The sequence below is a fragment of the Caryophanon tenue genome (assembly GCF_001700315.1).
GTDB lineage: Bacteria > Bacillota > Bacilli > Bacillales_A > Planococcaceae > Caryophanon > Caryophanon tenue.
On record NZ_MASJ01000015.1, the window covers coordinates 21,578 to 34,822 of the forward strand.

Annotated in this window: 14 protein-coding genes and 2 riboswitches; all 14 genes read left to right on the plus strand. The window is 42.0% G+C overall.

The genetic code is table 11. From position 1 onward, the window contains the following. The first annotated feature begins 11 nt into the window (after positions 1-11). The 14 genes from phnM to A6M13_RS08935 all read left to right on the plus strand — a co-directional run bounded on the left by phnM (position 12) and on the right by A6M13_RS08935 (position 13,053). Complete coding sequence (gene phnM, locus A6M13_RS08870) at positions 12-1,184, plus strand: phosphonate metabolism protein PhnM (protein WP_066545099.1); 1,173 nt, start codon at positions 12-14, stop codon at positions 1,182-1,184. A gap of 12 nt (positions 1,185-1,196) precedes the next feature. Next, the gene (gene phnL / locus A6M13_RS08875) at positions 1,197-1,895 is read left to right on the plus strand and encodes a phosphonate C-P lyase system protein PhnL (protein WP_066545100.1); all 699 of its coding nucleotides are present in this window, start codon (positions 1,197-1,199) and stop codon (positions 1,893-1,895) included. Further along, on the plus strand, positions 1,892-2,713 hold the full coding sequence (locus A6M13_RS08880; RefSeq protein WP_066545102.1) for a PHP domain-containing protein: 822 nt from the start codon (positions 1,892-1,894) through the stop codon (positions 2,711-2,713). The genes phnL and A6M13_RS08880 overlap by 4 nt, the downstream gene beginning before the upstream one ends. A 117-nt stretch (positions 2,714-2,830) precedes the next feature. Continuing rightward, positions 2,831-3,862 (plus strand): PhnD/SsuA/transferrin family substrate-binding protein, encoded by a 1,032-nt coding sequence (locus A6M13_RS08885; protein ID WP_066545104.1) that lies wholly within the window; start codon positions 2,831-2,833, stop codon positions 3,860-3,862. A 71-nt stretch (positions 3,863-3,933) separates the two neighbouring features. Continuing rightward, positions 3,934-4,770, plus strand: a complete 837-nt coding sequence (phnC, locus tag A6M13_RS08890; protein WP_083998291.1) for a phosphonate ABC transporter ATP-binding protein — start codon at positions 3,934-3,936, stop codon at positions 4,768-4,770. A gap of 9 nt (positions 4,771-4,779) precedes the next feature. Further along, positions 4,780-5,568 carry an ABC transporter permease subunit gene (locus tag A6M13_RS08895; RefSeq protein ID WP_066545105.1) on the plus strand — a complete coding sequence of 263 codons (789 nt, stop codon included), beginning with the start codon at positions 4,780-4,782 and terminating at the stop codon, positions 5,566-5,568. Continuing rightward, positions 5,568-6,413, plus strand: a complete 846-nt coding sequence (locus A6M13_RS08900; protein ID WP_066545107.1) for an ABC transporter permease subunit — start codon at positions 5,568-5,570, stop codon at positions 6,411-6,413. The genes A6M13_RS08895 and A6M13_RS08900 overlap by 1 nt, the downstream gene beginning before the upstream one ends. Before the next feature lie 538 nt (positions 6,414-6,951). Beyond that, positions 6,952-7,431, plus strand: a complete 480-nt coding sequence (locus A6M13_RS08905) for a GNAT family N-acetyltransferase (protein WP_281181715.1) — start codon at positions 6,952-6,954, stop codon at positions 7,429-7,431. 43 nt (positions 7,432-7,474) lie between these two features. Continuing rightward, positions 7,475-7,575: riboswitch (TPP riboswitch) on the plus strand. Between the two features lie 57 nt (positions 7,576-7,632). Then, a riboswitch (TPP riboswitch) is annotated at positions 7,633-7,732 on the plus strand. Positions 7,733-7,817: 85 nt separating this feature from the next. Then, positions 7,818-8,507: a thiaminase II gene (gene tenA, locus A6M13_RS08910; RefSeq protein WP_066545112.1), complete on the plus strand. Its 690-nt coding sequence runs from the start codon at positions 7,818-7,820 to the stop codon at positions 8,505-8,507. Next, positions 8,485-9,228 (plus strand): hydroxyethylthiazole kinase, encoded by a 744-nt coding sequence (thiM, locus tag A6M13_RS08915; protein WP_066545114.1) that lies wholly within the window; start codon positions 8,485-8,487, stop codon positions 9,226-9,228. Before tenA ends, thiM begins: the two co-directional genes overlap by 23 nt. Continuing rightward, positions 9,225-10,043, plus strand: a complete 819-nt coding sequence (gene thiD / locus A6M13_RS08920; RefSeq protein WP_066545115.1) for a bifunctional hydroxymethylpyrimidine kinase/phosphomethylpyrimidine kinase — start codon at positions 9,225-9,227, stop codon at positions 10,041-10,043. The genes thiM and thiD overlap by 4 nt, the downstream gene beginning before the upstream one ends. Next, positions 10,033-10,641, plus strand: a complete 609-nt coding sequence (thiE, locus tag A6M13_RS08925) for a thiamine phosphate synthase (protein ID WP_245669272.1) — start codon at positions 10,033-10,035, stop codon at positions 10,639-10,641. The genes thiD and thiE overlap by 11 nt, the downstream gene beginning before the upstream one ends. Positions 10,642-10,756: 115 nt before the next feature. Further along, positions 10,757-12,340: an NlpC/P60 family protein gene (locus A6M13_RS08930; protein WP_141680934.1), complete on the plus strand. Its 1,584-nt coding sequence runs from the start codon at positions 10,757-10,759 to the stop codon at positions 12,338-12,340. Positions 12,341-12,456: 116 nt separating this feature from the next. Then, positions 12,457-13,053 carry an HD domain-containing protein gene (locus A6M13_RS08935; protein ID WP_066545117.1) on the plus strand — a complete coding sequence of 199 codons (597 nt, stop codon included), beginning with the start codon at positions 12,457-12,459 and terminating at the stop codon, positions 13,051-13,053. Positions 13,054-13,245 lie beyond the last annotated feature (192 nt).

Sequence of the window (13,245 nt, forward strand, 5' to 3'; positions counted from 1 at the left end):
GAGGCAAAAGGATGCGCGCAATTATTAACGGAATTATCGTAACGGAACAACAATTTCTTACAGGGCACACATTATTCATTGATGGTGAGCGAATCGCCGCAATTGTACGAGACGAAGAGGCACAGCTAGATGGTATCGATGTCATTGATGCACGTGGTGGCTATGTATCACCAGGCTTTGTCGACATTCATTCAGATTATATCGAAACCGTTGTGAGTCCACGTCCAACAACGGTGATGAGCATGGCTGTCGGAATGCGTGAAAGTGAACGTATTTTAATGACACATGGTATTACAACGATGTTCCACTCCTTATCGTACTATGGTGATGATAAGTATTCGCATAAAGCGATTCGCAATCCAGAAAATGTGCAAAAGTTTGTGAATGCCATTCATGCGTCACATAGCGAACCACATTTAATTCGCCACCGTTTGCATGCGCGTTTTGAAATTGATTCAATTGACCAAATTCCTACACTCGAACGCAATATTGAGGAAGGCAAAGTGCATTTATTATCGTTTATGGACCATACGCCAGGGCAAGGGCAGTATCGCAATTTAGAAATTTATAAAAAAATTATGCGTGGCTACCGTCCAATCTCAGACCAAGAAGCGGATGTACTCATTCAAGAGCAGGTGGATAAAACGAAAATGTCTTTTGAAGACATTGAGCGTTTAAGCCGTTTAGCGATTGAGAAAAATATTGCAGTAGCTTCACATGACGATGATGATGTAGCTAAGTTACAGCTCGTACAAGCTTATGGTACGACGATTAGTGAATTTCCGATTACGTTAGATGTGGCGAAGGAAGCAAAGCGTATGGGTATGTATACAATCGCAGGTGCGCCGAATATTTTAAATGGTGGCTCTCACTCAGGTAATTTAAGTGCAGCTGAGGCGATTCAAGCACGTGTCATTGATATTATTTGTAGCGACTATTATCCACCGGCAATGTTACTTGGGATTTTTGAGCTTGCGAAAACATACGACGAAGATTTACATCGCTTATTCCAGCTTGTGACGATTAACCCAGCACGCGCTGTGAATATGGCAGATGAAATTGGCTCGATTGAAGTCGGCAAAAAAGCGGACGTAGTTATTATTGAACAAATGGCAGATGGGTATCCAGTTGTAACGACGACGATGGTCGACGGCAAAGTGATACTCCAAACAAATTATCGCTAAGGGGCGCTTGCAATGTTAACGATTGAACAACTACAAAAATCATTTACAATTCACCACTTACAAAAAACATTTCCAGCGTTGCAGAACATTTCACTTCATGTTGCAGAAGGTGGCTTTTTAGGAATTGTCGGGAAAAGTGGTAGCGGGAAATCGACCATTTTAAAAAGTATTTACCGTACGTATGAGCCGCAAGAGGGACGTATTTTATTTGAATCAAAAGCGTTTGGCACAATTGATTTACTACAAGCCACACCGAGACAAATTGTATATTTACGTAAACATGAAATTGGCTATGTGTCCCAATTTTTAAATGTGATGCCGCGTACGACAGCGTTAGAGCTTGTTACGCAATCTTTATTAGATGTAGGGGTGGCACAAGAGGAAGCCATTTCACGTGCAGAGCAAGCATTACGTCATTTTGACTTAGATGAAAAGCTATGGAATAGCTACCCAAATAACTTCTCGGGCGGTGAGAAACTACGTCTAAATATCGCATGTGCGGTCGTGAAAGAGCCACGCTTATTATTGCTAGATGAGCCAACAGCAAGTTTAGACCAAGCTTCAAAACTGAAAGTACGTGAATCGATTGAAAAGCTAAAAGCACAGGGCACAACATTAATCGGCATTTTCCATGACCTTGAGTTTATGGAAGGCTTATGCGATGACGTGTTTACGATGACAAAGTACGTTGAAAAGGAAGTGCTGGCGTGAAAGTAGATTTGCATACCCATAGCCGTTATTCAGATGGCGCAACACCGCTTGAAGAGTTGTTTAATGCTGCAAAGGAAGCTGGCATTACGCATTTAGGGGTTGTCGATCACGATACGACGCAGCATCATGCACCAGGGCGAGCATTAGCAGAGCAGTACGGCATTAACTTTATTGCAGGTATAGAAATTTCAGCATATGACTTTAAACGTCAACGTAAGGTGCATATGCTTGGTTATCATTTTACCGGTGATTGCCTACATGTGAATGCTTTATGTGAACCGCTTCTTGCACGTCGTCATGCACATTCTGTATGGCAGCTCGAACAAATTCAACAAGCAGGTTTTCATGCGCCGACTGATGTTGCGTTTCAGTATGCTGAGCATAGCGGCACATTGTACAAACAGCATATTATGCATGCGTTACTGCCAGATGCTTATGATACAAAGAACTATCAAACATTATACCGTTCACTTTTTAAAGCAAGCGGTGTAGCAGCGGGAGACATTCGATATGTCGATGCCTTTGAAGCGATGCGTGCGATTCAAGCGGACGGTGGGATCGCAGTACTTGCGCATCCTGGACAATTAGATTCATTTGATATTGCAGAAGAGTTAATTGCAGAAGGTTTGGACGGCATTGAACTAATTCATCCTGACCACACACCATTACATATGGAGCGCATCCAGCAGTTGGCAGACAAGTATAATTTAATCACTACAGGTGGCTCGGATTATCACGGACAATACGGCGCTGCTGTCGCATTAGGACAGTATACGATGAACACTTTACAATTACCGAGCTTTATTGAGGAAATGTAAAGCATTATTAAAAGACTGTAGAACGGTTTTCAAGAGCGAGTTCAAGTGTTTAAATGGTGCTTAGGAACAGTTCACAAAGCGAATACTTATAAACAAGCAGAAAAAAGGAGTAGAACAATGAAAAAGAAATGGTTAGCCCCTTTAGCAGGTGTATTAAGTGTAATGATGTTAGCAGCATGTAGCTCAGATGAGGAGCAATCTTCAGCAGGCGCATCATCTGATGAGCCACTAACAATGGTGTGGTACCCAAATGAATCTGGTTCAGAGATGGGCCCTTCACGTGATGCATTCAGCGAAATTTTTGAAGAAGCAACAGGTCGTGAAGTAGAGCATAAATTAACGACAGATTATGCGATTGCGATTGAGTCGATTGCAAGCGGCAATGCACATATCGCCTTCATGGGACCACAAGGCTACATCGAAGCGAACGATAAAAGTGAAGATGTGATTCCGCTTGTTGTACGCTCGGGTGAATCAGGTACATTAGATGACGCCGTCTATCATAGCTGGCTAGCCGTACCGAAAGACAAAGCAGAAGACTACAAAATTGATGGTGAGTTCTCATTAGATGCAACAGAAGGTAAATCCATTTCGTTCGTATCCGCTTCATCAACGTCAGGCTTTAAAGTACCGACAAGCTCAATCATTGCACACTTCAGTGATGAAGGTATTACAGAAGAAGAGCTAATGGAAGGCAACGAGATCTACCCAGAAGTGCTGTTTGGTGATTCGCACCAAGGTTCAGCTGTGAATATGTTAATGGAACGTTCAGACGTAGCCGCATTTTGTGATACATGTGTAGGCGACTATGTAGAAATCGTAGAAGGGGAAGAAAATACACCAGGTGCTATTTACAAAGTAAAAGATGACGCAGCAGCACCATTCAATACATTAGCTGGTGAAGAGTTTACGTTAATCTCCGTAACACCGGTATTAAATTCACCATTCGTTGTGAATCAGTCCGTGTTAACTGAAGAAGAGATTACTACATTGAAAGAGCTTTTAGTTTCAGATGAAACAGCGAACAATACAAGTATCTTTGTACCTGAGGATTCAGGGGAGACAGGTTTATTTTCTAAAACAGCGGATGAGCGTTTCCTAGAAGTAGAAGATGCATGGTTTGATCCAATTCGTGAGTTATCAAAATAATGTGCACACGGGGCTTCTATCTCAGTGGATAGAGGTCCTTTTTTAAAAACGAAAAACAAAGGAGAACGACAATGGCGACAATTACATTGGAACGCACTGAACAACAAGCAGACATTTTTAGCCGCCCGCAGTCAAAGGTAGCTGAGACTGTTTTACAGCTAACGGATGTTGCGAAAACATATGATAAACAGACGATGATTTTACGTAATATAGACGTAGCGTTGCATAAAGGTGAGTTTGTATCAATCATTGGGAAGTCGGGTGCTGGTAAATCGACGTTATTACGCTGTGTGAATCGCATGATTGAGCCGACAAGTGGCGAGATTGTATTTGATGGACAAAATATTACGCATTTGAAGAAAAAAGAATTACGCAAGCAACGTGCCAAAATCGGCATGATTTTTCAGCATTACAACTTAGTGTCACGCTTAACGGTGTTTGAAAATGTATTGCACGGTCGTTTTGGCTATAAATCAACATTACAAGGCGTACTTGGTTTATATACAGAAGAAGAAAAGCAGCTCGCTCTTACAATTCTTGAGAAACTAGGGATGCAAGAACATATTTACAAACGTTGTGACCAATTGAGTGGTGGACAAAAGCAGCGTGTAGGGATTGCACGTGCACTTGTGCAAGAGCCGACATTACTACTATGTGATGAACCAATTGCATCGCTTGACCCGAACGCGTCGAAAATTATTATGGATCACTTAAAAGAAATTTCACAGTCAATGGGCATTACGGTGCTCGTCAACTTACACCAAGTTGATGTTGCAATGAAATATTCAGATCGCATTATCGGTTTAAGTCACGGTACAAAAGTATTTGATGACGTACCAAGTCGTCTTAGCCAGTTTGCAATTCGTGATATTTACGGCACAGATGTTGATGAACTCATTACGGAATAGGTGACGAACATGACAGGGACACAATTTTTACGTAAAAAGAAATGGACGATGACAATTGTATTTATCATTTTAATTGCACTCACATATGGGTCAGCAGCATTAACACAATTTAATTTAATCGATGGTTTGGCGTCAATTCCGGCAACGATTGCGTGGATGTTTAGCAATTTAATCCCAACAGCTGCCTCGTTTGAAAACTTGCCAAAAGTGCTGGGGCGCTTATGGGAAACGATTATTTTAGCCATCGTTGCATCGACAACAGCAGCTATTTGTGCGTTATTATTCGCGATGCTTGGTGCGCAAACGACACAAGTGAACCGCTTCTTCGGTGTGACGGCACGTTTTATCGCCTCTGTTTTCCGAAACATTCCGGTGGTGGCGTGGGCGCTAATTTTAGTTATTTCATTTGGTCACCACATTTTAACGGGCTATTTTGCGCTATTTTTCTCAACATTTGGCTTTTTAGTACGTATGTTTATTGAGACGATTGATGAAGCAAGCTCAGATGGTGTCGAAGCATTAACGGCAAGTGGTGCTACCTATTTCCAGATGGTTGTTAAAGGCGTATTGCCCGACACATTACCACAAATGCTGAGTTGGGTATTTTATATGATTGAAACGAACATTCGCAGTGCGACACTTGTTGGTATTTTAACGGGTACAGGTATCGGCTATTTATTTGACCTTTATTATAAAAACTTAGATTATGCGATGCTAGGGCTTATTACGATTTTAATTATTGTAATTGTGTTCTTTATTGAATTTACATCAAACTCGGTAAGGAGGGCGATTTCATAATGGAGGCACTTCCATCATTACCGAATGTAGCCATGAAAAATGGGCGCATTCAAATTAAGAAGCAAACGAAAGCAACCATCGTGATGCGTATCGTCTTGTGGACATTATTTGCGATGACGGTCATCGGTCCGTTTTTACTAGATTACGGAGAGATTGATTGGGCAGAAGCATTGTCATTAACACTTGGCAATTTGCAGATGATGTTTTTACAGCCTGCATTTAATCAAATTACATTTGGCACAGCGATGATGCAAATTGGTATTACGTTGGCACTGGCATTTTTAGCGACAGTATTGGGAGCAGTCATTTCGTTCTTCTTAGCTGCATTTAGTGCGCGAAATTTATCGCCTGCGTGGTTAGCGAATATCATTATTGCATCGAACTCGTTCGTACGTGCTGTACCGACTGTATTATGGGTATTAATTTTTGCGATTGTTGCAGGGCTTGGCGCGATTGCATGTGTATTAGGGATGATGTTACATACGATTGCTTATTTAACAAAAGCATATGCAGAGTCATTTGAAGAGCTAGATGAAGGAACGATTGAAGCGTTAAAAGCATCTGGTGCAAACTGGTGGCATATTGTATGGCATGCGGTTATTCCACAATCGTCATCGTATATTATTTCATGGACGTTTTTACGTTTTGAAACGAACTATGATGTGGCAGTGGCGATGGGTGCTGCGGCTGCGGCTGGCGGTATTGGCTTTGAGTTATTCATGGCATCGAGCTTCTATTACGATTTACACGAAGTTGGGATGATTACGTACTGCGCACTAGTTGTTGCTATTTTATTAGAAATGATTTCAATCCGCATTAAACGTCATTATTTAGGGAAAGCATAAATCAGAAATGGCGATGAGATTGAGAAAACAGTAAATAGAGGCTGAGACAAAACAAAGTGTTAGGAGAAATCTCGTCATTTCTCCTAACACTTTTCTGCTTTCGTCGACGTAAATTTTCGAGCAGGCTTTTCTGCGGTACGGCTCGAGCCTGTAGTCTCTCGCTCGTACTGTTCCGCTAGAAGTCCGCTCTTCATTTAACGACGACGTATCAAATATTTATCATCGAACATCGTTGGGATTGATTTGAATTACCCTTCTGTCCCAGCCTCTATTTTTCTGCTTAAAAGCTTATGCTGCTGCGATATCTCGTCGCAGAAAACCATTGTTTTTTCTGCTGAAGTCGCCGCTTATGTCGGGACGCACCGACAAATGTTTATCAACTCCATGAACTTGTCTTTATCAGAAATAGGTTTCTATCTCTGCTTGCTTTTTTATTTCGGGTACATATGAAATTGTGACAAGTGGATGTTCAGAAAAAGTCCTTTTTTCATATTTCGTCGAGTAATTTGTCGCTATTTACGGTACGATAAATAGGCGAATAAAAAGGAGAGATGCTGGCATGTTATTTGAGTTTGAAGAGGTAACCACCCCAAATCGCCAAGCGTATAAGCCATTATTATTAATGGCAGACGACAGTGAAGCGATGGTGAATACATATATTAGTGAAGGGCAGCTATATGAAGCGCGTATCGGTGATGACATTATTGGCGTCCTTCTTTGTGCAGAAATAGAGCCAAATGTAGTGGAACTGAAAAATATTGCGCTTCGTCCGACTTATCGAGGCAAAGGTATCGGTAAAGAAATGGTAGCGACAGCGTTAGAGATGTACGCTCAAAAAGGCTACGAAAAAATGATTATCGGTACGGCAAATTGCAGTATTGATAATATTGCATTGTATCAAAAGATGGGCTTCCGTTTATATGATGTGAAAAAAGATTTTTTTGCGTCGTATCCTAAGCCTATCACGGAGTTTGGTATCCGCGGGGTCGATATGTGGATGTTTGAACGCGCATTATAGGGTTGTACTTCTACAACACATAGGCTAAGATAAAGATAATTAAATGAATTTGCAGGGGGACACAGCATGTGTTGAGAAGGTTAAAACCTGACCCTTAGAACCTGATCCGTTAACACGGGCGTAGGGAGCAACGTACACGATTTCAATATGTGCTTACACGCTCTCCGTATATTTTTATGGAGAGCTTTTCTTTTGCAAATACTTTAATTGCGGGGGGACACGACGAGTGTTGAGAAGGTTAAAACCTGACCCTTAGAACCTGACAGTTAATACTGGCGTAGGGAGCAATGAGTGGCAGCAGTCTGCCCTTTTTTAAGCATCTCTACATTTTGTAGAGGTGCTTTTTTTGCGCTTACGTTCACCTATCACAAGGAGGAACAACAAACATGACGTTTTGTACAGAAGTAAGACAGCAAACAGATGCTTATTGGCAAGCAAGCTTTGAGCATCCATTCGTAAAAGGCATTGTAGAAGGAACATTACCACTGGAAAACTTTAAATATTATATGCTGCAAGATGCGTATTATTTAAAGCATTACACAAAGGTGCTCGCGCTCGCCGCAGCAAAAGCGGAGCATGATGAAGATATTCAATATTTTTTACGTACAGCACAAATGATTCACGATGCGGAGCTTGAGCTTCACCGCACAACATTTGCGACACTCGGCGTGACTGAGGAGGAAATCGCACAGTTTCAACCAGCGCCAGCTGCGTATAATTATATTTGCCATATGTATCAAACGGTACATAACGAAGATGTACCAGCTGCATTTGCAGCGATTTTGCCGTGTCCGTGGCTGTATGTCGAAATTGGGCAGTTGTATAAGGCGTACAAGCCAAGCGAGCCACTATATGCACAGTGGTTAGCATTATACAGCTCCGATGATTTTTTACACATGTTAGATGGGCAAAAAAATATGATGGACCGTTTTGCCACGCAACATCCGAAGCGTGACGAATTAGCACACCACTTTATGAAAAGCTGTTATTACGAGTGGCAGTTCTGGGAAATGTCATGGACGTTGCAAAACTGGACAGAGGGAGTGTATCCGTATGAGCTTACAAGCCATTTATAAAAAGCAACCACTTGTACACTGCATAACCAACTATGTCGTCGCGAATTTTACAGCGAATGGTTTATTAGCAATTGGTGCATCTCCGGTGATGGCAGATGCTGTTGAAGAAGCGGCCGATATGGCAAAGGTGTCCGATGCCCTGCTCATTAATATCGGCACATTGCGTCCACATACAGTCGAAGCAATGGTTCGTGCTGGACAGAGTGCTAATGCACATCATGTTCCAGTAGTACTAGACCCAGTTGGCGTAGGTGCGACAGCATACCGCTTAGAAACAGTACGCGACTTACTCGCACAAATTCAGTTCCAAGCGATTCGTTGTAATGCAGGCGAACTAGCGATGATTGCGAATGTACCATGGCAAGCAAAAGGTGTTGATAGCGGAAGTGGTGACATGGATATTGCGGCGGTAGCGCAGGATGTGGCGAAAAAGTATGAGTGCCTTGTCATTGTGACCGGCGAAGTAGATGTCGTAACAGACGGCGTACAAGTAGCACATATTTCGGGTGGCGCGGAGATGATTACGCGCGTTACGGGAAGCGGCTGTTTATTAAGTGCGATTTGTGCGGCAACCTTATCAGTACCAGGTGAGCCACTGTCCAATATCGTTGCGACATTGCAGGACTATAAACACGTGGCTGCATTAGCAGATGCAACGCATGGTACATTCCAACATAATTTCTTTAATGCATTGCAGCAACAGGCGGAGGTGCTTGTATGATTGCATTAACAATTGCGGGTTCTGACAGTGGTGGCGGTGCAGGCATTCAGGCGGATATTAAAACGTTTCAGGAGCACGGCGTTTTTGGCACATCAGCGCTTACAGCATTAACGGCACAAAATACATGTGGTGTACATGATGTTATGGCGGTTACTGCGCAGTTTTTAGGCAATCAGCTACGCGCGGTGTTAGAAGATTTTTCGGTGAAGGCGATTAAAACGGGCATGTTAGTAAATGCAGCGTTAATGAAAGAAGTGGCTCACCATGTACAAACGCTACAAGTACCGCTTGTTGTAGATCCTGTGATGATTGCAAAAGGTGGCGAGCATTTAATGGAAGATGAAGCCGTTGAAACATTACGAAATGTAATGTTGCCTCTCGCAACCGTTTGTACGCCGAATATTCCAGAGGCGGAGCGACTGACGGGCAAGAAGATTACCTCTTATGCAGATATGAAGCGAGCTGCTCATCAACTGCTTAGCCTTGGCGTGCAATGTGTGGTTATGAAGGGCGGTCATCTGCACGAAAAAGCAGCGACAGATTATGTATTCATGCAAAGTGGTGAAGTGTTTGCGCTTGAAACGCCACGTATTGATACGAAACAGACACACGGAACAGGCTGTACATTTTCAGCGGCGGTTACGGCACAATTAGCAAAGGGGAAAACGGTGCGCCAAGCGATTATTGAAGCGAAAAAATATATTCATTTAGCCATTGCGTATCCATTACATATTGGACATGGCTACGGGCCGACTAACCATTTTGCGTATCGCCAACAATTAGGACAATGTGAGGTGCATTATCGTGAATATTAAAACATATTTTGTAGCAGGTTCTCAAAATTGTGAGCGTCCTCTGACAGAAGTGTTAGAGGAAGCCTTACAAGCAGGCATTACGATGTTTCAGTACCGTGAAAAAGGACGCGGCGCAAAAACGGGTGAGGCGTATGAAGCATTAGCGATCGAATGCCAGGCGCTTTGTCGTCAATATAATGTGCCATTTATTGTGAATGATGATGTGGAACTAGCATTGGCATTACAGGCAGACGGTATACATGTAGGGCAAGATGATGCCAAAATAGATAGTTTCCGTACACAAGCGGCAGGGAAAATTGTTGGCGTATCCGTGCATTCAGAAGAGGAAATGACTTATGCAGTTGAGCATGGGGCAGATTATGTAGGGGTTGGACCGGTATACACAACTTACTCGAAAGAAAATGCACCAGATGCGTGTGGACCTGATTTTATTGCAACGTTGCGTCAAGCGTATCCTCATTTCCCAATCGTTGCAATTGGGGGTATTACACCGCAAAATGTTACGCCTGTTTGGCAAGCGGGGGCGACCGGTATCGCAGTTGTGTCGGCTATCTCTAAAAGTCAAACAATCGACATGGTCGTCCGTGCATTACAATAGGAAGAAAAACGTAGTGATTGTATCGCTACGTTTTTTATTTGTTAAATAAAACCAAAATTTATTGTTGCTACCTAACGAAGTTTGTATAATGAATGAAAGGAAAAAGGAGGCTACTATGTTTAAAAGACGAATAATGCAAGTAATGATTGTATGTGTCATGTTAGTGAGTACTGTTTCAACAAGTTATGCACAACTTTTTACCGATGTACCCGATAACCATAAAAATAAAGCGGAGTTTGATTATTTAGCTGCGTGGGGCGCCATTGATGCTAATCAAGGAACGATGTATCGTTTACATGATGCCATCACACGTTATGAAGCGGCTGAGTTATTAGTAAGAGCGATGCGCGCAGATACAGAAAACCGTCCAATCCCAATGTATACGGACATTGCAACAGATGACCCACGTATGCCTGTTATTGCAACGATCACAGAATTACAAGTGATGACAGGAACGGACGGCAAGTTTAATCCAGATGCCAAATTAACACGCGCGCAAGCAGCAGGTATTTTAATACGCGCGTTCGGGTTACAAGGTTCTACTACATCTACATTCCCTGATGTTGATGCTGCACACTGGGCAACACCTGCGATTCATACATTAATCGCTAACCAAATTACAACAGGGTTTGAAGATGGTACATATCGTCCATCACAATCGTTAACACGTAGCAACTTTGCGATTTTCGTTGCACGTGTACTAAACCCTGCATTTCGTTTAGCAAAAAATGAAGTGCCGGTTGTGAAACCAACGCCAACACCACAAGAGCCAGCAAGCTGTGAGCGTGAAACGAATAAAAAAACATATAAGGTAGATGTTGCAGTCGCAAATATGTGGAAAAACTACAATGCAGCACGTCAAGTAGATGCACCATCTACAACAAATCCTGTACAGATGGATAAGTGGATTAACTCGATGACATTGTCACAAAAGAAGTGGCTTGTGGACCGTACTGATACACAAGCATTATATAATGATGAAGTAACCATTTTAGAATCACGTGGCAATTGGTACCGCATTGCAGCGAATGACCAATATGTACCGTATCAAAAAGAAGGATATCCAGGGTGGGTACCGAAATCACAAATTACTGCAACAACAAAAAACTATGATGACTGTGCTATCGCTGTCATTTCATCTAAAAAAGCAAACTTATATGAAGCGGACTATAAGAAAGTCCATGTAACGGTTAGTTACGCGACAATTTTGCCAATCATTAAGGAAGCTGGCAACTATTACTTCGTTCAAACACCAGATGCTGGTGTGAAGTTATTGAAAAAAATTGATGCGAAAAAGCATGAAAGTTACGAAGCCATTCCAAAACCATCTGCGAAAACAATTATTGATGAAGCGAAGCGCTACTTAAACTTACCGTACTTATGGGCCGGTACGTCTTCATGGGGCTACGACTGTTCAGGTATTTTATATGCAATCTTTAAAGCGCATGGCATTATGATTCCACGTGACTCATTTTACCAAGCAACTAAAGGAACAGCTGTTACCAAAAATAATTTGAAAGCTGGCGACCTTGTATTTTTTGCATACAATGGTGGTAAGGGCAAGGTGTACCATGTTGGCTTATATTTAGGCAATGGGCAAATGTTACATGCGCCTCATTATGCATCGAAAGTGCGTATTGAGCCGTTAAACCAAGGTGTATATCAAAAGAATTATGCGGGCGCACGTCGTTATTTATAATTCATACTAAAATAGAGCTTCAAACGAAAATATCCACATAGGAATTTTTGTTTGAAGCTCGTTTTTTTTATCGGGAGCTGTGTATAATAGGAAAGAGATGTAGGGGGCGACGATATATGCAACACGTTTTACAATTCATTCATGTAGCAGAACAACTCAAAAAAGAGATGCGCCACAGCTGGTTATCCAATGGCAGACAAGAAAGTGTAGCGGAGCATACATGGCGTTTAACGGTAATAGCGATGGCATTAGAGCCGTATTTGAAACAACCACTGCGTATGGAAAAGCTTTTAAAGATGCTCATTATTCACGATTTAGTAGAAGTGTATGCAGGAGATATCCCCGCATTTGAAAAAAGTAATCGTAAAGAACAGAAGCATGCGAATGAGCAACGAGCGATTGAACGTTTACAACAATTATTAGGTGGGGTAGCGGGTCAAGAGCTGTACGATTTATGGCAAGAGTTTGAATCGCGAGAAACGTACGAAGCGAAAGTAGCAAATGCGATTGATAAGCTAGAAGTGCAAATCCAGCACAATGAAGCGAGCTTGGACACATGGTTACCAATCGAGCATGAGATGACATTCCAAATCGCCAAACATACGGAATTCGACGATGCTTTAGAGCAACTTCGTTTACTCGTTGTTGATGAGGCGGCCGCAAAATTAGAAGCGGGAAATATCGATATTTCAAATTGGATAAAAAAAGTTTGAAAAACACTTGCACTTTTAAAAGTTATCGTGCTATTATATTGAAGTCGCCAAGAGAGGCAACAACAAAACAACTCAGAAAAAACTTTTCAAAAGTTGTTGACAGCATATGAAACAAGATGCTAAGATGTAGAAGTTCGCTTAACACGAATGAAAAACATGAACCTTGAAAACTGAACAACAAACGTTGATGAA